Origin of the sequence: Kocuria sp. SM24M-10 (assembly GCF_001027955.1) — a bacterium.
GTDB lineage: Bacteria > Actinomycetota > Actinomycetes > Actinomycetales > Micrococcaceae > Kocuria > Kocuria oceani.
On record NZ_LDNX01000124.1, the window covers coordinates 1 to 24691 of the forward strand.

General features: G+C 70.6%; 21 protein-coding genes and 1 tRNA gene. 3 read left to right on the forward strand and 19 right to left on the reverse strand.

Translation table 11 applies throughout. The features are described from left to right. Window positions 1-71: 71 nt before the first annotated feature. Window positions 72-1478 carry a rhodanese-like domain-containing protein gene (locus ABL57_RS14305; protein WP_047804157.1) on the reverse strand — a complete coding sequence of 469 codons (1407 nt, stop codon included), beginning with the start codon at window positions 1476-1478 and terminating at the stop codon, window positions 72-74. A 653-nt stretch (window positions 1479-2131) separates the two neighbouring features. On the opposite strand from ABL57_RS14305, the gene ABL57_RS20840 reads away from it, so the two are divergent. Then, window positions 2132-3079, forward strand: a complete 948-nt coding sequence (locus tag ABL57_RS20840; RefSeq protein ID WP_053004991.1) for a helix-turn-helix transcriptional regulator — start codon at window positions 2132-2134, stop codon at window positions 3077-3079. Window positions 3080-3097: 18 nt separating this feature from the next. Here the strand turns inward: ABL57_RS20840 and ABL57_RS14320 are convergent, their stop codons facing one another. Beyond that, complete coding sequence (locus tag ABL57_RS14320) at window positions 3098-4612, reverse strand: MFS transporter (protein ID WP_238986064.1); 1515 nt, start codon at window positions 4610-4612, stop codon at window positions 3098-3100. Window positions 4613-5518: 906 nt separating this feature from the next. Between ABL57_RS14320 and ABL57_RS20845 the strand changes: the two genes are divergently transcribed. Together ABL57_RS20845 and ABL57_RS14330 are read left to right on the forward strand one after the other, a co-directional pair. After that, window positions 5519-6985: an HNH endonuclease signature motif containing protein gene (locus ABL57_RS20845; RefSeq protein ID WP_238986065.1), complete on the forward strand. Its 1467-nt coding sequence runs from the start codon at window positions 5519-5521 to the stop codon at window positions 6983-6985. Window positions 6986-7215: 230 nt separating this feature from the next. Next, window positions 7216-7890: a dihydrofolate reductase family protein gene (locus ABL57_RS14330; RefSeq protein ID WP_047804159.1), complete on the forward strand. Its 675-nt coding sequence runs from the start codon at window positions 7216-7218 to the stop codon at window positions 7888-7890. A 227-nt stretch (window positions 7891-8117) separates the two neighbouring features. Here ABL57_RS14330 and ABL57_RS14335 read toward each other — a convergent pair whose 3' ends face one another. The 17 genes from ABL57_RS14335 to proB all read right to left on the reverse strand — a co-directional run bounded on the left by ABL57_RS14335 (window position 8118) and on the right by proB (window position 24690). Next, a complete protein-coding gene (locus ABL57_RS14335) occupies window positions 8118-8603 on the reverse strand; it encodes a potassium channel family protein (protein WP_047804160.1) in 486 nt (161 codons plus the stop codon). Between the two features lie 586 nt (window positions 8604-9189). Next, window positions 9190-10287 carry a DUF2252 domain-containing protein gene (locus ABL57_RS14340; RefSeq protein WP_371212484.1) on the reverse strand — a complete coding sequence of 366 codons (1098 nt, stop codon included), beginning with the start codon at window positions 10285-10287 and terminating at the stop codon, window positions 9190-9192. 19 nt (window positions 10288-10306) lie between these two features. After that, entirely contained in the window at window positions 10307-10501 is a 195-nt protein-coding gene (locus tag ABL57_RS23335; RefSeq protein WP_203225637.1) for a DUF2252 family protein, read from the reverse strand. A gap of 283 nt (window positions 10502-10784) precedes the next feature. Then, the gene (gene nrdF, locus ABL57_RS14345) at window positions 10785-11783 is read right to left on the reverse strand and encodes a class 1b ribonucleoside-diphosphate reductase subunit beta (protein WP_047804161.1); all 999 of its coding nucleotides are present in this window, start codon (window positions 11781-11783) and stop codon (window positions 10785-10787) included. An 88-nt stretch (window positions 11784-11871) separates the two neighbouring features. Further along, window positions 11872-14031 carry a class 1b ribonucleoside-diphosphate reductase subunit alpha gene (gene nrdE / locus ABL57_RS14350; protein ID WP_047804162.1) on the reverse strand — a complete coding sequence of 720 codons (2160 nt, stop codon included), beginning with the start codon at window positions 14029-14031 and terminating at the stop codon, window positions 11872-11874. Beyond that, the gene (nrdI, locus tag ABL57_RS14355) at window positions 14028-14522 is read right to left on the reverse strand and encodes a class Ib ribonucleoside-diphosphate reductase assembly flavoprotein NrdI (RefSeq protein WP_082157468.1); all 495 of its coding nucleotides are present in this window, start codon (window positions 14520-14522) and stop codon (window positions 14028-14030) included. Before nrdI ends, nrdE begins: the two co-directional genes overlap by 4 nt. Before the next feature lie 92 nt (window positions 14523-14614). Further along, the gene (gene nrdH / locus ABL57_RS14360) at window positions 14615-14851 is read right to left on the reverse strand and encodes a glutaredoxin-like protein NrdH (protein WP_047804163.1); all 237 of its coding nucleotides are present in this window, start codon (window positions 14849-14851) and stop codon (window positions 14615-14617) included. A gap of 300 nt (window positions 14852-15151) precedes the next feature. Continuing rightward, window positions 15152-16627 (reverse strand): aldehyde dehydrogenase family protein, encoded by a 1476-nt coding sequence (locus ABL57_RS14365; protein WP_047804164.1) that lies wholly within the window; start codon window positions 16625-16627, stop codon window positions 15152-15154. Between the two features lie 58 nt (window positions 16628-16685). After that, entirely contained in the window at window positions 16686-17756 is a 1071-nt protein-coding gene (locus ABL57_RS14370) for an App1 family protein (RefSeq protein WP_047804165.1), read from the reverse strand. Between the two features lie 116 nt (window positions 17757-17872). Further along, window positions 17873-19090 (reverse strand): formaldehyde dehydrogenase, glutathione-independent, encoded by a 1218-nt coding sequence (fdhA, locus tag ABL57_RS14375; RefSeq protein ID WP_047804178.1) that lies wholly within the window; start codon window positions 19088-19090, stop codon window positions 17873-17875. 285 nt (window positions 19091-19375) lie between these two features. Beyond that, window positions 19376-19451, reverse strand: a tRNA-Ala gene (locus ABL57_RS14380). Between the two features lie 115 nt (window positions 19452-19566). Then, complete coding sequence (rsfS, locus tag ABL57_RS14385; RefSeq protein ID WP_047804166.1) at window positions 19567-19989, reverse strand: ribosome silencing factor; 423 nt, start codon at window positions 19987-19989, stop codon at window positions 19567-19569. 91 nt (window positions 19990-20080) lie between these two features. Continuing rightward, complete coding sequence (locus ABL57_RS14390) at window positions 20081-20965, reverse strand: hypothetical protein (protein ID WP_047804167.1); 885 nt, start codon at window positions 20963-20965, stop codon at window positions 20081-20083. Beyond that, the gene (gene nadD, locus ABL57_RS14395; protein WP_047804179.1) at window positions 20965-21591 is read right to left on the reverse strand and encodes a nicotinate-nucleotide adenylyltransferase; all 627 of its coding nucleotides are present in this window, start codon (window positions 21589-21591) and stop codon (window positions 20965-20967) included. Before nadD ends, ABL57_RS14390 begins: the two co-directional genes overlap by 1 nt. 121 nt (window positions 21592-21712) lie before the next feature. Then, on the reverse strand, window positions 21713-21961 hold the full coding sequence (locus tag ABL57_RS14400) for a hypothetical protein (RefSeq protein WP_047804168.1): 249 nt from the start codon (window positions 21959-21961) through the stop codon (window positions 21713-21715). A gap of 120 nt (window positions 21962-22081) precedes the next feature. Continuing rightward, entirely contained in the window at window positions 22082-23440 is a 1359-nt protein-coding gene (locus tag ABL57_RS14405) for a glutamate-5-semialdehyde dehydrogenase (RefSeq protein ID WP_256363818.1), read from the reverse strand. Beyond that, complete coding sequence (gene proB / locus ABL57_RS14410) at window positions 23437-24690, reverse strand: glutamate 5-kinase (protein WP_203225638.1); 1254 nt, start codon at window positions 24688-24690, stop codon at window positions 23437-23439. The genes ABL57_RS14405 and proB overlap by 4 nt, the downstream gene beginning before the upstream one ends. Between the last annotated feature and the right edge of the window lies 1 nt (window position 24691).

Sequence of the window (24691 nt, forward strand, 5' to 3'; positions counted from 1 at the left end):
GCGCACGGGCGTGTCGCCCGAGCCAGCCCTTCATGGCCGAAGACGACACCAGGGGCGCTCGGAGCTCGGGATCAGCGCGCGGCGGCGGCCACGGTGTCCCGGTAGGCGGCCCAGCCGGCGTAGGAGCCGTCGAGCTCGGTCACGTCGTAGCCGGCGTGACGGAGCGAGGAGGCCACGACCGAGGACCGCAGCCCGCTCTGGCAGTAGGTCACGATGGTGCCCTGCTGCGGCAGCCGGTCCAGGTTCCACAGCACCCGGCCCCCGTGCAGCTGCACGGATCCGGGCACGTGGCCGGCGGCGTGCTCGCTCGCGGCGCGCACGTCCAGCAGGACGGCCTTGTCGAAGGACTCGACCTCCTCGGGCCGGACCAGCTGCGGGATGGACCGCGGCAGGTCCGCAGTGCTGGCGACGTAGCCGGCGACCCTGTCGATGCCCACGCGCACCAGGTGGTCCCAGAAGTCCTGAGCCGCCTCCTGGTCTACGGCCAGCAGCACCAGCGGACGGGCGTCGGCCTCAGGGTTCACGGCCCAGGCCGCGTAGGTCGCCACCGACCCGCCGGCGGGGATGTTCAGCGACCCGGTCACTGTGCCGGCGTGCACCTCGGCCGCGGAGCGGGTGTCCACGAAGGTGGCCTCGTCGGCGGCGAGCAGCCGTGCGACCTGCTGCGCGTCGAGCTGCGGCAGGAGGGCACGCTCCCCCATGACCGCCGGGCCCCGCCGGTTCTGGTTCTTCATCCGCCCGAAGTAGAACGGGGCGTCGGGCTGACCCTCGAGCAGCTCCTCGACGAAGCCCGCCTCGTCGTCGGCGGCCAGATAGGAACCCCACCAGGAGTAGAGCCGCTCGTAGCCCACCGTGGTCGACGGGATCGCGCCCAGGGCCTTGCCGCAGGCCGATCCGGCCCCGTGCCCGGGGAAGACCTGGACGTGGTCGGGCAACGTCAGGAACTTCTCCTTGAGGCTGGCGAACATCTGCTGCGCCCCGAGGAAGCGGGTGTCCACCCCGCCGGCGGCCTCGTCCAGCAGGTCGGGACGCCCCAGGTCGCCGGAGAAGACGAAGTCACCGGTGAGCATGTAGCCCGGGGCGTCGGCGAAGGCGCCGTCGGTGACCAGGAAGGACAGGTGCTCCGGCGTGTGGCCCGGGGTGTGCACGGCCTGCACCACGATGTTGCCGATCCGGAGCTCGTCGCCGTCGTGCAGGCGCTCGGCGTCGAACTCGTACTGCCAGTCCTCTCCGCCCTCGCCGGAGACGTGCATGGTGGCCCCGGTGCCGGCGGCCAGCTCGCGGGTTCCGGAAAGGTAGTCGGCGTGGATGTGGGTCTCGGTGACCGCGGTGATCCGCATGCCGTTCTTGGCGGCCAGGTCCCGGTAGACGGCGATGTCGCGGCGGGGGTCGACCACCAAGGCCTCTCCCGTGCGCTGGCACCCGATGAAGTAGCTGGCCTGGGCCAGGTCCTCGTCGTAGATGCGCTCGATGAGCATGGGTCTCTCCTTCGCAGGATGGGTGGAACAGGGATGCGGCAGGAGCTCTTCCGGCCGCCTGCCACCAACGATAATACCCCCGGGGGTATCGTTCAAGTACCCAGGGGGGTATGCTCCTGGACGCTTCGATGGAGGTCACAGGCCCGGGCCACGGGCTCGGCGACGACGACGGCTCCGCAGTGCCAGAGGGGCGGCACCGCAGGCGGATCCGGGCGGCCGTTCGCGCCCTGCCGGACCGGCCGCGAGCGCCGGTTCGGGCCGATCGAGCAGCGGCGCGACGAGCTGGCCGTGTTCGCCCTGTGGACGACACCCGTCTGCTCGGCTGTCGTCGCCGTGCCCGGGGCTGGGCCGAGGGTGGGTTCGCCGGGGGACCTGTTCGAGCCCTGACCGCCGGTCTGGTCGGCGCCCGAGCCCCGGCCCGGTTCGCCCCACGCCAGGAGCTCGCAGCATCCGACCGCCGCGAGCGCCTGGCGCTCCGGCACGTCCGTCTGGGAACCGCGCCGTATGCCGTCACATGCGTGCGCATGTGGCGGCACCGGTCGTGCATTCCGAGAGGCCGGGCCATACTGGGGCGAGATCTCCCCGACCGAGGTGCGGATGGTCGAAGCTGAGGCAGTGCCGGACGCGGCCTGTGCGGAAGGTGGTACTGGCTCATGGGCGAGGTGTTCCGCCACGAACTCACGGTCTCGGACCCGGATGTGCTGCCCGTGCTCGGGGAGCAGACCGGGCTGCGCTTCGGCTACGGCTCCACCGATCCTGCGTTCCGCTACCAGCTGTCACGTGCCGGTGACGCGCGAGGTGCTGTCTCCCGGGTGCACGTGGGTGGCGCGATGTCCCTGTGGGGGGACACCGCGACCTTCACCGTGTCCCACGTGGACGGCCGGCGCTACGACTGGCAGACGCGGCAGGAGACCGGCACCGCGGCCACCGGATCGCCGCTGCTGTTCCGCCCGGAGCATCCGGTGCTCGTCGTGGCCGAGGACGTGGACGTCACCCTCGCGCACCTTCCCGTGGACGTGGTGCAGGAGACCGCCGACACCGTCTACGGCACCGAGACTCCGGTGAGCTTCACGTCCTCCGTGCCGCTCAGCACCCGGCTGGGGCAGTACTGGTCCGAGCTGGCGCGCTTCAGCGCCGGTGTGCTGGCATCCGCGGCCTTCGACCAGCCCGTGGTGCGCGCCGACCTCTCCCGCCACCTGGCCGTGGGGCTGCTCGAGTGCTTCCCGCTGCGCGGGGACCACGCGGAGCGGTACCTGTCCATGGAGACCCAGTGCCGCCGGTACCGGATCGCGCTCCAGTACTTCGACGACCACGCCGGCGACCCGATCACCGTGGAGGACGCAGCCCGTGCGGCCCGGACGACAACGAAGGCCCTGGTGCGGGCTTTCCGCGCCAATCATCCGACGGGGCTGACGCCGGCCCAGTACCTGCGCCGCACCCGGATGGACGCCGCCCACCGCGAGCTGCAGCACGGTGACCCCGCTCGCGGGGACACCGTGCGGGAGATCGCCGCCCGCTGGGGCTTCGCCCACCCGGGACGCTTCGCCCAGTACTACCGGCAGGTCTACGGGACGACGCCCAGCCGCACTCTCGGCCGCTGACCGAGCAGCACGTCCGGCTCAGCTTGAGGATGCGGCCGAGGGTGCGGTGACGACGGCTTCGTCGCCCGCCGCGGCCACCTGAGCGTACGACGCCGAGACCCGACGGTAGACCGGGGTCAGGAAGGCCAGCAGTGCGGCCACGATCATGACGATTCCTGCCACGAGGAACACCAGGGCGATGCCGCGGGAGGTGCCCTCTCCCAGCAGCGGAGCCAGCTGGGCGGAGCCCTCGGCCGATCGCGCGTACGGGATGATCCAGACCTGGGCGATCGGTGCGATGAGGAAGGCGGTGATCGGCGCGGCGGCGGACTCGAACGCCATGGCGAAACCGAAGACCCGGCCCTGCCGCTCCAGCGGCACCACACGCTGGATGACCGTCTGTTCCGCCGCCTCCACGAAGGGGACGAGCACGAGGTAGAGCCAGATGCCCAGGACGTACAGCCAGGCCCACTCCCGCAAGGTGAACACCGCGCCGAGCACTCCCATCGCGACCACCGCGAGCAGCATGGTGCGCAACGGGTTGGACCCGAGCCCGAACTTGCCGATCAGCGCCCCGCCCACGATGAAACCCGTGGCCCCGAGCGCGAAGACCGCCCCCCAGATCTCCACGGGGAACATCTCCAGGCCGTAGGGATCCATCAGCGCCATGTAGACGCCACCGATGAAGTTGTTGAACGTCGAGAACAGGATCAGCGCGAACAGCCCGGACACCGCGAGCACAGCCGCGAAGGCACCCCGGAGATCGAAGCCGCCGTGCGCGTCCGTGGCCGCGGCGCGCACCTCCTCGGGCATGCGCAGCGTGAGCAGGTGCACGAGGGCCACGGCAGTGAGCGCCACGGCGACGACGACTGTTCCGCCCATGCCCAGCAACCCGACGGACAGGCCGGAGAGCACCGAGGTGACGATGAACATCAGTCCCTGCACCATGCCCACGAGTCCGTTGGCGTTGGCCCGCCGGTCCGGTTCGATGAGGATCGTGACCGTGGTCGACAGGGCGATGTTGCGCATGTTCTCCACCACGGCTCCGACCAGGACGACCAGGGCGAAGGCCCACAGCCACGGCCGGGTCAGGTCGGCCATGGCGGTGGTGGGAGTGAGGAGGTAGAGGATCCCGGCGAGCACGAACATCACCAGGGTGAAGACGGCGGCGAAGCGCATCACGACGAGCTTGCGGTAACGGTCCACGAAGGTGCCGAAGCTGATGCTGGAGAGCGCGATCAGCAGCATGTACGCGCCGCCGACCACCCCGGTGGCGATCACGTTGCGCGTCTCCAGGTACACCCAGAACGTCAGGGCGAACCACAGGTAGCTGGTCGTGATGTTGGCGAGCGCCGTGTTCACGAGGATCCCGGCGAAGGTGCGGGACCGTTGCGCCGGGCTGCGCACGGACGTGTCGACGGCGTCGGAGTCGATCAGAGCCGGCGGCCCGCCGTCTCCGTCCGCCACGGGCGGCACGGCCGCGCCCGCTGGACCTGCCACGCCTCCGGTGGGACTGTCAACGGCCCCGGAGGAACCCGGCTGCTGCTCCTTCATGCGGCCAGTCTAGGGACGGCCGCGGACACGGTAGGCGCCGTCCGGCTCGTCGCGCAGGCCACGCGCCCGATCCTGCTCTCGGGATTCGGGCTGACGTGCACCGACGTGCTGGTGCTGCACGCGGCCGGGAACCGACCCGTCCGGCCTGGCCCTTGCGTCGCCACGCTGCGCAGGCGGTCGGATCGACGACCTCGGGCACCGGGCCCGGGCCGGTCCGCACCGCCGGTGCCGGACAGCATGCGCGCTCAGGACGGTGACACGCCGGCCGCCGCCGTCTTTCGGGGATCGTCCACGTCCCCGCCGGAGAGTGACCGGAGCGGAGGCCCCGAACCGCGGCGGCAACCGGGACGATTCACATCGCCGAAGCAGGAGGTGCTACCGGACTCAGGACGGTGACGCGACGACCGCCGCCGTCTTTCGGAGATCGTCCACGTCCCCGCCGGAGAGTGACCGGAGCGGAGACCCCCGCGCCGTTGAGGGGACCCGTGCAGCGCCGGCGCAGGGTCATTGCGGGTGTCCTGTGGGGCCCCAGCGCCGGACCTGGCCAGCAGTCCCGGCGCCCGGTGAACTGGAAGGAGGCGCGCAGCGATGATGGTTTGCCGGCGGGACAGCGGTGCCCCACCAGGAGGCGGGGAGGTCGGTCTCGTGGGGCGTCCCGGACTCCGGCAGGCCGACGGGGAACCTCGCCCTGTGGGGCGGTATCGAGGACCTTAGGACGTCGGACGCCGCCGGGACCATGAACCCATGACGGCAACGGCTCGGCGGCGGCCCCGGACCCGGGTGAGTGGTGAGCAATGTCCGGGTGAACATGTGCTTCCGGAGGTGGTGGACCCCCGGGCGAGGAACGCAGTGGTGCGGGCCGCTGCCCTCGATCTCGTTGACGCGGTTGCGGCGGAGGCGCGGGCCGTGGGCGCGCAGCTGCGGTGCATCCACCGTCTGTGGCTGGCGGCGCAGGCGGCTCGCACGGCGGCCCGGTTCGAGGCGATGGACAAGGCCGAGGCGGAGCTGTCCGCCCGTGGTGCTGTCCGCCCGGACCCGCTGAGTCCCTTGGCCGAGGCGGAGCACCAACTGGTCGTGGACGTGGCGGCCGAGGTCGGGCCGGCCCTCCGGCTGCCGTCGGGCACGGCCCGGCGGCGTGTGGAGGACGCCGTGCTGCTGGCCGAGATGATGCCGGAGGTCCTGATCGCCCTGGAGGCGGGCCGGATCGGCGCCGCTCAGGCCATGGTGATGGTGGAGCAGTGGCGCGAGCTGGTCGTTGATGCGCCGACCTGGACCGGCACGCAGTGCGTGCCGCCGCCCGTGGAGGCCGTTTGCCGTCTGATCACCGAACTGCTGGAACGGGCGCCGCATGCCACCGCTGCGCAGCTGCGGGCAGTGGCTCGTGCCCGGCGCGCCGTGCTCGTGGCCGACGCCGAGGAGCGCGGTCGGCGAGCCGCACGGAAGCATCGTGCGGTGTGGGTGGAGCCGGCGTCCGACGGGACGGCCTACCTGCACGCGCTGCTGGACGCGCACGTGGCCCTCGCGGTGCACGGCAGACTCGAGAAACTGGCCACCCTGCTGGGCGAGGACATACCGGTGCCGGGCCGTCCGGTACCGGCCTCCGTGCCGGGGCCGGAACCGTCGGAGGTCCCGGAGACGCGCACGGCAGGAGAACTGCGTGCCGATGTGCTGGCGGACCTGCTCCTGGACGGTGTGCTGCCGGACGAGGAACGCTTTCCACGCGGAGTCCGGGCGCAGGTGACTGTGACCGTGCCGGTGGCAGTGCTGACCGGTGCCGGAGCAGAGTCAGGAGCGGCCGGGTGCGGCGCCCCGATGCTGTCCGGCTACGGCCCGATCAGCGCGGAGGTGGCGCGTCAGCTGGCTGCCGGGGCCGGGGCCTGGCACCGGGTGCTGACCCACCCCTCCACGGGGGTGGTTCTCGACCACGACCGCACCGTCTATGCGGTACCGCGGGACCTGCGTCGTCTGGTGGAGCTGCGTGACGGCACCTGTCGGTTTCCCGGGTGCCGGCGCCGAGCCGAGAGCTGCGATCTGGACCACACCGTGGCCTGGGCCGACGGAGGACCGACGGCCGCGCACAACCTGGCCGCACTGTGTCGGCACCATCACCGGATCAAGCATCGCGGCGGGCACCTCGGGCGCTGGTCGGTCCGGCGGGTCGAGGCAGAGCCCGCACCCGGAACAACCGGGGAACCGCCCGGACGTACCGCGGTGCTGGAGTGGACGTCACCGGCTGGACTCGTGCACCGGTCCGTGCCCGAGCACGTCGGTGACCATGAGATCCTCGCTGACCTCCGCCGCACACCGGTCGCCGGCCGACCGCCCGGGGATTCCCCGCCCTTCGACCCGGGTGACGCTCCCCCGCCCTTCTGATGCCCGAGTGCCCGGCTTTCCACCGACCGTCCGGTGACCTCCCGCGACCAGGCCTCGCTTCGTGCGCCGGGGCACCGGCGTGCCGGTCGATGCGACGTTCACCCGCGATCGAGGCCGCCGGCCTGAGTGCCCGGCACGGCTCGCCGTCATGCACCGCCGCAGGATTGACCCCCGGGCGGGGGCGGGACAGGATGGTGCGCCCCGGACGTCGCACACCGAAGGACCACTCCATGGGCATCATCCAGGCCGATCTCTTCCTCACCCTCGACGGCGTCTATCAGGGCCCGGGCGGGCCCGACGAGGACCGTGCGGGCGGCTTCGGACTCGGCGGCTGGCAGGGGGCGTACTTCGACGACGCAACGGGCGAGACGATCGGCGCCGGCATCGCACGTCTGGACGCGCTGCTGCTCGGACGCAGGACGTACGACATCTTCGCCGGCTACTGGCCGGCCCACGGGGACGACGACCCGATCGCCGTGACGTTCAACGCCGTGCCGAAGTTCGTCGTGTCGCGCACGCTGACCGACCCGTCCTGGGCGGGCACCACGGTCCTGCGGGACGTCGCGGCGGAGGTGCGGGCGCTCCGGGACCGCTTCGACGCAGTGCGCGTCATCGGCAGCGGCGAGCTCCTGACCGCCCTGCTGCGGGAGGACCTCGTCGACCGGCTGAACCTCCTCCTCTATCCGCTGGTCCTGGGCTCGGGCAAGCGGATCTTCGGCAGTGGCGCCGTCCCGGCCGCCTTCACCCTGGCGGCACCGCCGCGGGCGTTCCCGAAGGGAGCCGTGTCCCTCGTCTACGAGCGGGCGGGCGCCCCGGTGACCGGCGTCGACGTCGCACAGGCCGGCCAGCAGGCGAGCACCGATGCGCACACGCGCGCCACGGACCGCACAGCATCCAGTGGGTGACGGCACGGCGGCACCGGACGGCAGCGGCGCCGTCTCCGGGACCCGTGCCGGGCAGGGGATACCCGCGCAGGCCTCCGCGTCCCGTTGCCGGCCGCGTCCACCCCGCTCCCGGCCGCGGCGGTGAGGTCGGGCCCGGTCGCACCCGGCTGGACGGACCGTCCTGGACCTCCATGGAACCCGAGGCGAGACCGACCACCCTTGTCAGGGCCGTGGAAACCCGCTGCCGCTCACTCGGACACGGAGTCCCGCCGTTCCAGCCCCTCCTGAACAGCGCGCATGATCACCCGGGCGATCAGGCCGACCAGGAGGAGGTTGCCGATCATCTGCACCGTGACCACGGCGCGGGCGGCCTGGGAGACGGCCGTGATGTCCCCGAAACCGACGGTCGCGATGACCGTCACCGCGAAGTAGAAGGCGTCCAGCCGGCTCAGCGGCTCGGACCAGTGCTCGGGGACGGCACGGGACATCAGGTAGTACGTGGCGGCGAAGACCACGACGAACACCGGCAGTGTGAGCGCCAGCGTCCCGAAGGCCTGCGCCCGCGGCACCGGGGAGACCCGGATGGCGCGGATCTGCCAGCCCAGCAACGCCGCGACGAGCACGAGGCCGCCGACGAGCACCAGGACCGTGCTGCCGGTGAACGCGGAGGTGAACGGCAGCACGAAGTACGCCAGGACGACGCCCAGCCCTGACAGCGTCGACCGCACCAGCATGCGGCGCAGGCCCGGTGTTCCATTCCTGCCCGGAGGGCCGGGTCCTCGTCCGGTCCGCATCGGCCTGCGCCTCCTGTGTCAGCCCCGGTCGGATCGGCCGCGGAGCGGACGTCGTACCGGTTGGTCGACCGTACCCGAGGAACCCGTCGCACGCGCAAGAAATGCCCGTCCGCGTTGCCGGCACCGCCGTCCCGCGAAGGCGTGTCCTGCCCGCCGGTCCTGGCCGGTTCCGACGAGTGCGACCCGCCCCAGGAGGACCCATGGTGCCGCGAACCCGGTGGACGGTGACCTCGGTGCGCTGCCGTGGCACGGCCTCGCCATCAGGTCGTCGGATCGTGGAGGTCCGCCGCCTCGTCCGGGTCTCGACGCGACCGGGACGGGGACCACCGAGGGGTTCGTGGTCTCTCATGATGGACCGGGCCGGAGTCGAGGCTGGTCGCGGGGGTGACGCACGCACGGTTCATGTGACAGCACCGGGTCATGCAGGTGTGAAGCGGCGGGGACGCCGTCACCGTCTCCCGCCCTGTTCTCGCGACAGTTCTTGGATGGAGGCGGTCGACGCCCGCCCGAGTCACGCGACCAGGTGTCAGGCGGCGGGCACGGCGCTGATCCCGCCCTCGCGGAACGCGTCGACGAACAGCGCGTGGTCGGTTCGGACGGTGGCGGCGTAGTCCTCGGCGAAGTCCACCAGGTCCTCGACGAACTCGTCCTCACGGCCCTCCAGGACGCCCGTGATCGCGGTCTCCGTCCGGAACGGCACGAGGTCGTGGTCCCCGTCCTCGTCCGTGGAGCAGTGGATCTTGGCCGTGGCCTGCCCCAGGTCCCGCAGTACGGGGGCGATCTGGTCGGGTTCAGTGAGCTCTCCCCAGGCCAGGTCCAGCGTGTAGGGGGAGAGCTCGGAGACGACGAAGGCCTTCCCGTCCAATGTGGTGTGACCCAGCAGCGGGTCGGTGTGGGTCTGCAGCGACCGCTGGCTGACCACGGCGCGGTGGCCGTCGTCGGCGAAGAAGTCCCGCACCCGCTCGTCGGTCACGATCCGGCTCGGGGCGGCCACCTTGGCCTGCTTCATGGTGAGCACGATGTCGTTCTCCTGGGCCTCGTCGAAGCCCTCGATGAGCAGGTTGTAGGCCGGCAGTCCCGCGCTGCCGATGCCAAAGCCCTTCTTCCCCACGATCGCCTTGACCTTGTAGAACACCCGGCGCCGGGAGCGCACGTCCTGCGGGACGGTGGACAGGTAGTCCTCGAAGGCCTCCTGGACCCTCCGGTGCTCGTCCTCCTCCAGCCGCCGGGTGGAGCCGTCGTCGAGGAAGTGGCGTTCGTGGGCGTCGATGAGGGGCATGGACTCCAGGAACCGGGTCCGGCGGGCGCTGCGAGCGGCGTGCAGCACGCCCAGGACGGCCCCCTCGGCGTTGTCCAGCCCGAACGCGAAGTCCGCGCTGCCGTCGGTCACGTAGTCGTGGACCCGGTCGAGATAGGCCCGCAGATAGGTCCGCACGAGGTCGCGGGCGACCTCCGAGGGCAGCGCCTTCTGCCAGCACAGCAGGGACAGCGACGCCACGAAGCGGCGCAGGTCCCAGGAGAAGTGCCCCACGTAGGCCTCGTCGAAGTCGTTGACGTCGAAGGTCAGCCGGCCCTCGCTGCTCATGTACGTGCCGAAGTTCTCCGCGTGCAGATCGCCCTGGATCCAGACCCGGCTGGTGCGCTCATCCGCCCAGGCGTCCTCGCTCCCCCATGTCGGCGTAGAACAGGGCGGCGCTGCCGCGGTAGAACGCGTACGGGTCCGCCGCCATCTTCCGGAACCGGGTCCGGAACGCGAGCGGATTCGCGTGCATGAGGTCCTCCAGGGCCTCCACGAGGGTGTCCACGATGTGCTGCTGACGCTCGGCTGACTGGTCCATCCGGCGACCCTAGCCAGAGTGCCTGGGAGCCAGGACGGGGAAGGCAGGGCACTGCCCGGACGCCGGCTCCGGCATCACCGCATCCGAGAACGATCCACAGGCACCATGCTTGTCCGCGAAACCGCCCGATCCCGGCGACTGGATCATCAGATCGCCGGGATCGGGCGGGACCGGAAGGTCAGGTGGACCGCGACATCACCACATCTGATCGATGCTCAGAGCAGGCGGCCGACCTGCTCGGACAGGGCCACACTGCTCAGACAGGTCGGCACCTCACAGGGGATCAGAAGTCCCAGTCCTCGTCCTCCGTGTTCACGGCCTTGCCGATGACGTAGGAGGAACCCGAGCCGGAGAAGAAGTCGTGGTTCTCGTCCGCGTTCGGGGACAGCGCGGAGAGGATCGCCGCCGAGACGTCGGTCATCTCCTTCGGGAACAGCGCCTCGAAGCCCAGGTTGTTGAGGGCCTTGTTGGCGTTGTAGTGCAGGAACTTCTTGACGTCCTCGGTCCACCCCACCCCGTCGTAGAGGGACTGGGTGTAGAGCACCTCGTTCTCGTAGAGCTCCTCGAGCAGCTCGTAGGTGTAGAGCTTCAGCTCGTCCTGGCGCTCCTGCGACTCCTGGGCCATGGCCCGCTGGAACTTGTAGCCGATGTAGTAGCCGTGCACGGCCTCGTCGCGGATGATCAGGCGGACCAGGTCGGCCGTGTTCGTCAGCTTCGCACGGGAGGACCAGTACATGGGCAGGTAGAACCCGGAGTAGAAGAGGAAGGACTCGAGCAGGGTCGAGGCCACCTTCTTTTTCAGCGGGTCGTCGCCCTTGTAGTACTTGATGACGATCTCGGCCTTCTTCTGCAGGTACGGGTTCTCCCGGGCCCAGCGGAACACGTCGTCGATGTCCTTCATGGAGGACAGCGTCGAGAAGATCGAGGAGTAGGACTTCGCGTGCACGGACTCCATGAACGCGATGTTGGTGTACACCGCCTCCTCGTGCAGGGTCACGGCGTCCGGGATCAGGGAGACGGCGCCCACGGTGCCCTGGATGGTGTCCAGCAGCGTCAAGCCCGTGAAGACCCGCATGGTGAGCTCCTGCTCCTCCAGGGTCAGCGTCTTCCACGAGGGGACGTCGTTGGAGATCGGGACCTTCTCGGGCAGCCAGAAGTTCGCGGTCAGGCGGTCCCAGACCTCGTCGTCCTTCGGATCCTCGATCCGGTTCCAGTTGATGGCCTGGGCCTGGTGGTGGAGCAGCTGCACCTTGTCGATGCTCTCGCTCTTCTCCAGCGTCATGGTCTGTCTCTTCCTTGAACGGGGTGGGCCCCCGCGCGCGTCCTGCGGACGCGCGCGGGGAGTTCGTGGTGGTCGCCGGGGCCGGCGGTCAGAGCATGCAGGACACGCAGCCCTCGACCTCCGTGCCCTCCAGCGCCAGCTGGCGGATCCGGGAGTAGTACATCGTCTTGATGCCCTTGCGCCAGGCGTAGATCTGCGCCTTGTTGATGTCGCGGGTGGTGGCCGTGTCCTTGAAGAACAGGGTCAGGGACAGGCCCTGGTCCACGTGCTGCGTGGCCGCGGCGTAGGTGTCGATGATCTTCTCGTAGCCGATCTCGTAGGCGTCCTGGAAGTACTCCAGGTTCTCGTTGTTCATGAAGGGCGCCGGGTAGTACACGCGGCCCAGCTTGCCCTCCTTGCGGATCTCGATCTTCGAGGCGATCGGGTGGATCGAGGACGTCGAGTTGTTGATGTAGGAGATGGACCCGGTCGGCGGGACGGCCTGGAGGTTCTGGTTGTACATCCCGTGCTCCATCACCGAGGCCCGGAGCTGCGCCCAGTCCGCCTGGGTGGGGATGTGCACGCCGGCCTCGGCGAACAGCTGCCGGACCCGCCCAGTGGCCGGGGCCCACTCGCGGTCGGTGTACTTGGCGAAGTACTCCCCCGACGCGTACTGGGACCGCTCGAAGCCGGCGAACGTGGCCCGCCGCTCCTTCGCGATCTCGTTCGACGCGCGGATCGCGTGGTACGTGACCGTGTAGAAGTAGATGTTCGTGAAGTCGAGGCCTTCCTCGGAGCCGTAGTGGATGTGCTCCTTGGCGAGGTAGCCGTGCAGGTTCATCTGGCCCAGCCCCACCGCGTGGGACATCTGGTTGCCGCGCTCGATCGAGGGCACCGAGTTGATGTTGGACATGTCCGACACCGCGGTGAGGCCCCGGATCGCGGTCTCCACCGACTGGCCGAAGTCCGGGGACTGCATGGTGAGGGCGATGTTGAGGGAGCCGAGGTTGCAGGAGATGTCCTTGCCGACCTCGTCGTAGTCCAGGTCCTCGTGGTACGTGGACGGCTCGGAGACCTGGAGGATCTCGGAGCACAGGTTGGACATGATGATCTTGCCGTCGATCGGGTTCGCCCGGTTCACGGTGTCCTCGAACATGACGTACGGGTAGCCGGACTCGAACTGCACCTCGGCGAGGGTCTGGAAGAACTCGCGGGCCTTGATCTTCTTCTTCTGGATCCGGCCGTCGGCGACCATCTCGTGGTACTTCTCGCTCACGTTCACGTCCGAGAACGGCATGCCGTAGACCCGCTCCACGTCGTACGGGGAGAACAGGTACATGTCCTGGTTCTTCTTGGCCAGCTCGAACGTGATGTCCGGGATGACCACGCCCAGGGACAGGGTCTTGATCCGGATCTTCTCGTCCGCGTTCTCCCGCTTGGTGTCCAGGAAGCTGTAGATGTCCGGGTGGTGGGCGTGCAGGTACACCGCCCCCGCGCCCTGGCGGGCACCGAGCTGGTTGGCGTAGGAGAAGGAGTCCTCCAGCAGCTTCATGATCGGGATGATGCCCGAGGACTGGTTCTCGATCTTCTTGATCGGGGCGCCGGCCTCACGGATGTTGGTCAGTGCGAACGCCACGCCGCCGCCGCGCTTGGACAGCTGCAGCGCGGAGTTGATGGAGCGCCCGATGGACTCCATGTTGTCCTCGATGCGCAGCAGGAAGCAGGAGACGAGCTCGCCGCGCTGCTGCTTGCCCGCGTTGAGGAACGTGGGGGTGGCCGGCTGGAAGCGCCCGGAGATGATCTCGTCCACGAGCTGGGCGGCGAGGGTCTCGTCGCCGTCGGCGAGGTAGAGGGAGACCATGACCACGCGGTCCTCGAAGCGCTCGAGGTAGCGCTGGCCGTCGAAGGTCTTCAGCGTGTAGGACGTGTAGAACTTGAACGCGCCCAGGAAGGTCTCGAAGCGGAACTTCTTCGCGTAGGCCCGCTTGGAGAGCTCCTTGATGAAGTCCCGGCTGTACTTCGCCAGGACCTCGGGCTCGTAGTACTGGTGCGAGACCAGGTAGTCGAGCTTCTCCTCGAGGTCGTGGAAGAAGACGGTGTTGTTGTTGACGTGCTGCAGGAAGTACTGCCGCGCGGCCTGCCGGTCGGCGTCGAACTGGATGTTGCCGTCCGCGTCGTAGAGGTTCAGCAGGGCGTTGAGCTCGTGGTAGCCCAGGCCCTGGTACTTCTGCGGAACGCGCTTGTCCTCGTGGCCGGGCTCGACGCTCACGCCCGGGGCTGCGGAAATTGTCGCCAAAACTGTTCCAATCCTTCGTTTACCTTGCGGACATCCTCGGAGGTGCCCATGAGTTCGAACTTGTAGAGGACGGGGACGTCGCACTTGGCCGCGATCTTGTCCGCGGCCAGGCAGAACGCCGGCCCGAAGTTGGTGTTGCCCGCGCCGATCACGCCGCGCAGCAGCCGCCGGTTGGCCTCCCGGTTGAGGAACTTCACGACCTGCGGCGGAACGGCCCCGCTGCCGCTGGGCCGCCCGTAGGTCGGGGCGACCAGCACGAAGGGCTCGGTCATCTCGGGGGGCTCCTCCCCGGTCAGAAGAGGAAGGCGCACCGCGCGGGCGGCGAGCTTCTCGACGAAGCGGTGCGTGTTGTTGGAGACCGAGGAGAAGTAGACGACCAGGGGGGCGCAGGGCTCGGACGCCGCGCGGGCGGCGCCGGGGTCCTGCAGAGCGGTCCCGGGGGTACCGGGGAGGTTCGTGCTCATGTGCTTCCGCGCTCCGGGGTGGGTCGGTGGCCGGTGGTCCTGTATCCGGGTCCGGGACCGGGCGCCGCGGGGAAGCGGGCGGCGCGCGGGCCTCAGGCCGAGAGCAGGACGGCCAGGGAGGTGATCTTGTCCGGACGGTAGCCGGACCAGTGCTCGGTGGGCGTCTCGACGACCGGGACCTGCTGGTAGCCCAGCGCCAGGACGTGGGCCAGGGCCGCCTCGTCCTCGGTGACGTCGACGACGTTGTACTCGATGCCCTTCTTGGTCAGGGCCCGGTAGGTGGCATTGCACTGGACGCAGGACGGCTTGCTGTACACGGTCACGGACATCGCTGTTTCCCCTTGGTCGCTCGGGTGGTTTTTTCGGGGGAGATCCGGGACTTCCGCAGACTCTGCGGCGGTGAAGGGGTCTCTCCGGGTGGCTGATTTCAATACTACATCTAGTGTCCGGAAGGGGAAGTGACCCCTAGATGCAGTGGTGACGGTTGTCCACAGCTCCTCTCCGGCTATCCCCAGGGCGGGCCTCGGCCATCCACAGGGCACCGTCCGCGGGGGTCGCGGAAATCCGCGACCGGGGCCCCGATATGCACAGGCTGTGCGCTCCGCGGGGCCCCATGGCGGTGGACCGAATTAATTTTCGGACACGGCGTGTCGGCTCCGGCGGCGGGGGCGTCGCAGACCGACCGCCGCGCCGGCGAGCAGGGCCCGCAGGCCCCGGTAGGGCGGGTAGACGACCCGCAGGGTGTCGGGGGCCAGCGGCTTGTCCAGGACCGCTCGCGCGTGGGAGAACGTGGTGAACGAGAACTTCCCGTGGTAGGCGCCGGTCCCGCTCTCCCCCACCCCGCCGAAGGGCAGCTCCGGGCTGCTCAGCTGCAGCAGCGGCGCGTTGAAGGACAGCCCGCCGGAGGACGTGCGCCGGCGGAAGAGCTCCTTGACCGCCTTCTCCTCGGTGAAGACGTACAGGGCCAGCGGTTTGTCCCGCCCGATCACCAGCTCCACCGCGTGCTCGGCCGACTCCACCGGCACCAGCGGCAGGACGGGCCCGAAGATCTCCTCGGCCATCAGCGGGCCGTCCGGCGCCGAACGCACCACGGTGGGCGCCAGGTAGCGCGCCTCCGGGTCGGCCGCGCCGCCGCACACCACGTCCTCGGCAGGGACCTGGTCCAGGAGGCCGGTGAGCCGGTCGAGGTGGCGCTCGGTGACGATCCGCCCGTAGGAGTCGCTGCGGCGCGGGTCCTCCCCGTAGAGCTCCCCCACCGCCCGCACCAGCTCGGGCTCGAGGGCGGCCAGCGTCCCGGGCGTGCCGAGGACGTGGTCCGGGGCCACGCAGGTCTGGCCGGCGTTGAGGAACTTCCCCCACACGATCCGCCGCGCGGCCGTGCGCAGATCGGTCGAGCCGTCCACCCAGACCGGGGACTTCCCGCCCAGCTCGAGGGTCACCGGCGTCAGGTGCCGGGCGGCCGCGGCCATCACGATCCGGGCGACCGTCCCGTTGCCGGTGTAGAAGACGTGGTCGAAGCGGTGCTCCAGCAGCCGGGTGGTCTCCGGGACGCCGCCCTCGACCACGCTGACGCAGTCCCCCAGGTACGTCTCGAGCAGTCCGGCCAGCACCGCGGAGACCGTCGCGGAGACCTCGGAGGGCTTGACGACGACGGTGTTGCCGGCGGCGAGCGCTCCCGCCAGCGGACTCAGGACGAGCTGGACGGGGTAGTTCCACGGCGCCATCACCAGCACGGAGCCGAGCGGCTGGTGCTCGATCCGGGAGCGGGCCGGGGCCAGGCTCAGCGGGACCGGGATCCGCACCGGGGCCATCCAGCGGCGCAGCTCCTTGCGGATCCCGGCGATCTCCTCGAGGGTGAAGCCGATCTCGGTCAGCCACGCCTCGGCAGGGGGCTTGCCGAGGTCGGCCGCGAGGGCGTCCTGGAGCGCCTCACGGTTCTCCCGCAGGAGGTCCTCCAGCCGCTGGAGCCGGTCCAGCCGGGCCTCGAGGTCCAGGTCCGGGACGAAGGACGCCCGGGCCCGGGCGACGGCGGCGTCGACCGCCGGGAATTCCCCGGTGGTGGCGGCCGGGGCGGCGGCGGTGAGGGTGCTGTGGGTGCTGGTCATGGCTCCAGCGTAGGACCGCGCTCGGACGTTCCACGCCGCGGGCGGGTCGGCCTGCCGCTCAGAGCAGTCCGTGCTCGGCGAGCTGGCGGGAGATCGAGGCGCCGTCGTTGCCCTCGATCCACAGCGTCCCCTCGGGGATGCTCACCCGCCGCTCCTCGTTGACGAGGGGGTTGCCGGCCAGGACCGCCTCGGCCGGGGACAGGTTGCGGATCACGATCGCGGCCACGTGGTCGGGATAGCGGTGCACGAAGCCGCTGTAGATCTCGGGGTCGTGCTGGCCGTCGTCGCCGATGAGGATCCAGCGCACCTCCGGGAAGTTCCGGGCCAGGCGCTCGAGGTTCTGCACCTTGTGGGCCGAGCCGGCCCGGAACCAGCGGTCCGTGGTGGGCCCCCAGTCGGTGAGCAGCAGGGCCCCGTCCGGATAGGCGTTGCGGGTGAGGAACCGGCGCAGGGTGGGCGCCACGTTCCAGGCGCCCGTGGAGAGGTAGACGAAGGGCGCCTCGTGGTGGCGGTGCAGCAGCCGGTCCATCATCACGGCCATGCCCGGGGTCGGGGTGCGGGCGTGCTCGTTGAGCACGAAGGAGTTCCAGGCCGCCAGCAGGGGGCGGGGCAGGGCGGTGACCATGACGGTGTCGTCGACGTCGGAGACCACGCCGATCCGCTGCTCGTCGGCGACGACGAACACCCGGGCCTCGACGACGTCCGAGCCCTCCGTCTGCATCCACACGGTGTGCTCACCGGGAGGCAGGGACACCTGCAGGTCGACGTCGATCACTCCGCCCTTGTCGGCCACCAGGTGGAACTCGTACTCGTCGATCCAGACGTTGACGTGGGCGAAGGCGATGGGCACGGAGGTGAAGGAGCGCCAGCCGCGGATGGACTCGGCGCTCTCGTCGGTGGACTCGATCAGCCCGCGGGTCTTCAGCAGCGCCCGGCCCAGCACCCGCACGTGGTGCTCGGACCCGTAGCCCTCGAAGGCGACCATGACGGGGATGTCGCCCCGGGACTCGGCGCGGCGCTGGCGGAACCGGTGGAACCGCTGCTCGAGGCGGTAGCCCACGTTGATGGCTTCTTCGGTGACCTGGTCGACGGTCTGCAGGAGGTCCGAGCTGTCGGATTTCTTCGCCATGCGCCCAGTGTTTCACAGCGCCCGCCCGGGTCACGGCGGCGCCCGCGGGGCGCCGCGGGCCGGTTTCCCGGTCCACGGCACCCCGTGGGCGTGCGTCGCCGCGCTGGCTGCTGCGGCTAGTTCTTGATGTAGCCGTTGGGGTTGAGCACGTACTTCGTGGCGGCCCCGGCGTCGAACTCGGCGTAGCCCCGCGGCGCCTCCTCCAGCGGGATGGCCTTGGCGTTGACGGCCTTCGCGATCTGGATCTTGTCGTGCAGGATCGCCATCATCAGCTGCCGGTTGTACTTCATGACCGGGCACTGGCCGGTGGTGAAGGACAGGGACTTGGCCCAGCCGGTGCCGAGGCTGATGGACAGGGAGCCCTTCTTGGCGGCCTCGTCGACCGCTCCCGGGTCCCCGGTGACGTAGAGACCCGGAATGCCCAGGGCCCCACCGGCGGCGGTGATGTCCATCAGGGAGTTCAGCACGGTGGCCGGGGCCTCGTGGGAGGCGTCCTTGCCGTGCCCGCGGGCCTCGAAGCCCACCGCGTCCACGCCGCAGTCGACCTCCGGCACGCCGAGGATCTGCTCGATCTGCTCGGCCGGCGCGCCCTTGGACACGTCCACGGTCTCGCAGCCGAAGCTGCGGGCCTGCGCCAGACGCTCCTCGTTCATGTCGCCCACGATCACCACGGCCGCCCCGAGCAGATGGGCTGAGGCCGCCGCGGCCAGGCCGACCGGGCCGGCGCCGGCGATGTAGACGGTCGAGCCGACCCCCACCCCGGCCGTGACCACGCCGTGGTAGCCGGTGGGCAGGATGTCGGAGAGCATGGTCAGGTCCATGATCTTCTCCAGGGCCTGGTCCCGGTCCGGGAACTTCAGCAGGTTCCAGTCGGCGTAGGGCACCAGGACGTGCTCGGCCTGTCCGCCGACCCAGCCCCCCATGTCCACGTAGCCGTAGGCGGAGCCGGGCCGGTCCGGGTTGACGTTGAGGCAGATGCCGGTCTTGCGCTCCTTGCAGTTGCGGCAGCGCCCGCAGGAGATGTTGAAGGGCACGGAGACGATGTCCCCCACCTTGATGAACTCCACGTCGGGGCCGACCTCCACGACCTCGCCCGTGATCTCGTGACCCAGGACCAGGTCCGTGGGGGCCGTGGTGCGGCCGCGGACCATGTGCTGGTCGGAGCCGCAGATGTTGGTGGCCACGGTCCGGAGGATGACCCCGTGCGGGACCTTGCGGCCGATGTTGGCGGTGTTGATGCCGGGTGCGTCCTTGAGCTCGAACTCCGGGTAGTCGGTGTCGATGACCTCGACCTTGCCGGGACCCTTGTAGGCGACTGCTCTGTTGCCTGCCATCATGACCTCTTCCGTTGAGGATGTCCGCTGGAATGTGCACCGCGAGGCGCGAGTGTCCGGCGGATCCCGACACGTCGTGATACAGCTCACGGAGGTCGGCCGCCGGTGGAGCAGACGCTAACAGGACACATCAACGAGCGGAAGGGATGCGGGCGAGCGCGGCTTTTGTGGCGCGGGGCCCGGAACGGCCCAGTGAAGGACACGGTGGGCGGCACGGCGGGCGGAGCCGTGGCCGGGACAGCGAAAGAGCCCGTTCCGCGTGGTGCGGAACGGGCTCTTTCGTCCTGGTGGAGCTGAGGGGACTCGAACCCCTGACCCTTTGCATGCCATGCAAATGCGCTACCAGCTGCGCCACAGCCCCAGGTCGTTACCTCCGGAACACTATCACAACCTCGGAGTTCCCTTTTCGGTCACCCTTTTCCGGTTGATCCTGCGCCCCGCTGGGCAACGCATTCATACTAGACAGCTGATCCGGATCAAGGCAAATCGTCGGACGCGGGGGACGGAGCGGACTCCTCCGGCGCGGTGGCGCCCTGCTGGGACGGCCCCAGATCGACCACGGGGCTGTCCCGCCAGAGCCGCTCGAGCGCGTAGAAGGCCCGGTCCTCGTCGTGCTGGACGTGGATGACCACGTCGCCGTAGTCGAGGAGGACCCACCTGCCCTCGGAGCGGCCCTCCCGGCGGATCGGGCGCAGGTCGAGCCGCTCGACGAGCTTCTCCTCGATCTCGTCGACGACGGCGTTGACGAGCCGCTCGTTGGAGGCGGAGGCGACGAGGAACGCGTCGGTGATGCCCAGCGCCTCGCTGACGTCCAGGGCCACGATGTCGTGGGCCTGCTTGGCGTCGGCCGCGGCGGCCGCGATCCGGAGGATGGACAGGGAGAAATCATTGACAGTCAAGGAGGATCCTTTCCCGGCGAACCGGCGGTTCCGTCCCCTCGAGGGGACGGTGTGGAGCGAACGGATGGTGAACAGGAGGGAGGGAGCGCCCTCAGAGGACGAAGAGCACCAGCACCACGGCCAGCGCCGCCAGCAGGACCAGCAGCAACAGAGCCAGTCGGCGACCTGCGGCCCCGCGCCGGTACTCGCGCGGCTCGAGCAGCTCCAGGCCGCCCGCCGCCGAGGCGGGCACCGGATCGGCCGGCGGCTCCGGCTCCTCCTCGGCCCGCTCCCCCGCCGGCTCCGGCAGGGCGGCCACCGGGGGCGCGGTCTCCGGCGGGTCCGACTGCGGTGCCGTCGCGTCACCGGGATCCTCGGGGGCCGCCGCGTGCGAGCCGTGGTGCTCGGCGGGGGCGACGATCTCGATGTGCGTGAGCGCGGCCAGCTCCTCCGGCGCGAGCCGGTTGCTGAACAGGGAGGGGTCGACGTGCACCGGGTCGTGGCCCACGTGCCCGTCCGTGCCGGTCGTGCCGTCCGCACCGGGGAAGACGACGGTGATCTGCTCGGTCGCCTCCGGAGGCGTGGGCTCGCCGGGCGGCGGCTCCGCAGGCGCCGGCTCGGCAGGAGCGGTCCGCGCCGCGGGAGGCTGCGGCGTCACGGGCGCGGGGACGCCGGCACCGCCGGCGGAGGGCGCATTGGCCTGCTCGGCCTGGGCGGCGAGCTCGGCGAAGCGGCGCTGCTTCTCGAGCAGGTCCGGGTCGGCCGGGTCCCCGCCGGCCTGCTGCAGCTCGCGGGAGCGTTCGGCCAGCTCCCGCTGCAGGCGGGCCAGCCGCCGCGGCCCGAGGGGCTTCACGGGCCGCACCGGCACGGCGTCCCCGCCGAGGTCGATGATCGGGGCGGGCCCGGAGGGAGCCGGCTGCCCAGCGTCGTGGGTCCCGGCGTCGTAGGCCCCGTCGTCCGGGGTTCTGTCGTCCCGGGCCTCGTCGTTGCCGGGCATCAAGGGGCCTCCACCGGGACGGTGCCCGGATGCGCGCCGACGTGCCCGGCCTCCGCGCTCGCTTCCGGGCCGAGGTACAGGCCGTACTTGTTGATGTACTGCACTACGCCGTCGGGCACGAGGTACCAGACGGGCTTGTGCTGGGCCACCCGGGCGCGGCAGTCCGTGGAGGAGATCGCCATGGCCGGCACCTCGAGCAGGTTCACCCCGCTGGACCCGACGGGCGCGGCGAGGTCGTGGCCCGGGCGCGTCACCCCCACGAAGTGGGCGAGCTCCCACAGCTCCTCGGCGCCCTTCCACGTCAGGATCTCCGCCATGACGTCGGCGCCGGTGATGAAGAACAGGTCCGCCTCCGGGCGCTGGCGCTTCAGGTCGCGCAGGGTGTCCACCGTGAACGTCGGGCCGTCGCGCTCGATGTCGACGCGGCTGACGGTGAAGCGCGGGTTGGACGCCGTGGCGATCACCGTCATCAGGTAGCGGTGCTCCGCGGGGCTCACGGCCCCGGCGGCCTTCTGCCACGGGTGGCCGGTGGGCACGAACACGACCTCGTCGAGGTCGAACTCCCCCGCCACCTCGGAGGCGGCCACGAGGTGGCCGTGGTGGATCGGGTCGAACGTCCCGCCCATCACGCCGAGCCGGGTGCGTCCGGGTCGGCGGGGCGGGACGGCCGTCCCCGTCGCGGGCAGGTCCCGGGAGCGGGCGGAGGCGTCCTGCGCGGCGGTCGTCACGACGAAGGGACTCCCCGGCTCAGCCGTGCCGCTTGGCGGCGTAGTCGGCGAGCAGCGCCTGCTCGTCCGCCGGCAGGTCCGCGGGGTCCTGGTGCTGGCCGGCCTCCGGGCTGAGCCCGCGGTTGGCGAAGGACATCGCCACGATCATCAGACCGATCAGCACGACGAACACGGAGCCGCCCCACACGACGGGTGGGATCCCGGCCTCGGCGGCGGCGTGCCCGCCCTCGACGGCGGCGAGGACGGTGGTGACGGACTGCTGGAGCATGGGGATCCCTTCAGGTGCCGGCGCGGAGCCGGAAGTCGGTGAGCGGCCCGTGCCGCCTCGGCCGGCGGGCCCGGACGGTTCTCATGGTACTGAATCCGCGGCGGGCCCGCCGCGTGCGGCTCAGGCGCGGACGTGCCCGTCGCCCTGGACGATCCACTTCGTGGTGGTCAGCTCCTCCAGGCCCATCGGGCCGCGCGCGTGCATCTTTTGGGTGGAGATGCCGATCTCGGCGCCGAGGCCCAGCTGCCCGCCGTCGGTGAACCGGGTGGAGGCGTTGACCATGACCGCGGCGGCGTCGATCTCCGCCACGAAGCGCTCGGCGTGGGCGAGGTCGTTGGTCACGATGGCCTCGGTGTGCCGGGTGGACCACCGGTCGATGTGCTCGAGCGCCTCGTCCAGGGAGTCGACCACCTTCACGGCCAGGTCCATGGACAGGTACTCGGCGGCCCAGTCCTCGTCGGTGGCTCGGACGTGGTGGCTGCCGGCCGGCAGCATCGCCTCGGCGCGCTCGTCGACGTGCAGGGTCACCCCGGCGCGGTCGAGTGCCGCCAGGACGGAGTCCCCGTGCGCGAAGCCGCTGTGCAGCAGCAGCGTCTCCGTGGTGTTGCACGTGCTGGTGCGGTGGGTCTTGGAGTTCACGACGAGGTCGACGGCCATGTCCTTCGACGCGGAGTGGTCGACGAACAGGTGCACGTTGCCCTCGCCGGTCTCGATCACGGGGACCTTCGCGTTCTGCACGACCGACTGGATCAGCCCGTGCCCGCCGCGCGGGATGAGGACGTCGACCTTGCCCCGGGCACCCATCAGGGCGTTCGCGCCCTCGCGGCCGTACTCGTCGATGCTCTGGACGCAGTCCACGGGCAGCTTCACGTCGGCGAGGGAGTCGCGGATGATGCCCACGAGGGCCCGGTTGCTCTCCTCCGCGGCCGAGCCGCCGCGCAGCAGCACGGCGTTGCCGGACTTCAGCGCGATGCCGGCGATGTCGACGGTCACGTTCGGGCGGGCCTCGTAGATGGCGCCCACCACGCCCATCGGCACGCGCACCTGGCGCATCCGCAGGCCGTTGGGCAGGGTGCTGCCGCGGACGAAGCCGCCCACGGGATCGGGCAGCGCGGCGAGCTCGCGCAGGCTCTCGGCCAGGCCGGTGATCCGCTGGGCGTCGAGCTTCAGGCGGTCCAGCAGGGCCTTGGAGGTCCCGTTCACGCGGCCGCGCTCGAGGTCCTTGGCGTTGGCGGCGAGCACGACGTCCTGCTTGCGCTCGATCCGGTCCGCGACGGCCAGCAGCGCGCGGTCCTTCCAGGTGCGGGTGGCGCGGGCGAGGATGCGGGCGGCGTCGCGGGCGTCGTCGGCCATGGCGGACACGCCGGCGACCGGGTCCTCGCCGAAGGTGGCGATCACGCCGGTGTCGGACACGACCGCCTTGCCGGTCGTGGGAGTGGCTTCGTCGGTGGTCACGGAATCGTGTGCGGCGGAAGTCATTTCTTCAGTTTAGTCCGCGCACCCCGGGCGCGCAGAACCACCAGGTTGTCCACGTGCACGAGCTCCCGGCTGTAGTCGTCGCCCAGCTCGTCCGCGAGCACCGAGGTGGACTTGCCGAGCATCGGGGGGATCTCGTCCGAGGAGTAGTTGCTGAGCCCGTGGGCGATCTCCCTGCCGTCCGGGTCCCGCAGGGAGACCGGCTCCCCCGCCTCGAAGGTGCCGGAGACCCCGACGACGCCGGCGGCCAGCAGGGAGTTGCGGTCCCGGATCGCCTCCACGGCGCCCGGGTCCAGGGTCAGCGAGCCCTTGATGTCGGCGAGGTGGGCCAGCCACAGCAGCCGCACGTTGCGGCGGCCCCCGGAGGTCGCGAACCAGGTCCCGACGTCCTCCCCGTGCAGGGCGCGGGTGATGTTCTGCGCCGAGGTGACGAGGGCGGGGATGCCCGAGGCCGCCGCGATGCGGGCCGCCTGGACCTTGGTGACCATGCCGCCGGAGCCCACGCCGGCGGCCCCCACGGAGCCGATCTGCACGCCCTCGAGGTCCTTGATGGGATCGTTGACCACCGGGATCCGGTCCCCGCCCTTGCGGGGGTCCTTGGTGTAGAGGGCGTCGACGTCGGACAGCAGCAGCAGGACGTCGGCCTTGATCAGGTGGGCGATGAGGGCGGCGATCCGGTCGTTGTCGCCGAACTTGATCTCCTGGCTGGACACCGCGTCGTTCTCGTTGACGATCGGCAGCACGCCGAAGTCCAGGAGCCGTTCGATCTGGCGGTGGGTGTTCTTGTAGTGGCTGCGCCGCATGAGGTCCTCGGCGGTCACGAGCACCTGACCCACGGTGACGCCGTAGCGGGCGAACGACTCGATGTAGCGGCCCATGAGCAGGCCCTGGCCCACGGCGGCCGCAGCCTGCTTGCCGGCGAGGTTCTTGGGCCGCCGGGACAGCCCCAGGGGCGCCAGCCCGGCCGTGATCGCGCCCGAGGAGACGAACACGATCTCGATGCCGCGCGCCTTGGTCTCGCCCAGGGCGTCCACGATCATCCGCACGGCCTGCTCGTCGATGGAGCTCTCGATGGACGTCAGCGACGACGAGCCGACCTTCACCACCACGCGGTGGGCGCGCGGGATGTCCTCCCGGCGCTCGATCGGGCTGCGCCGGTTCTTGCCGCGGTTCTCGCTGCTGAGCTGGACCGCGGACTTCTCCGCGACCTCCTCGAGGCGCTCGACGTCGATCTGGGTCGTCTGCTCGTTCATC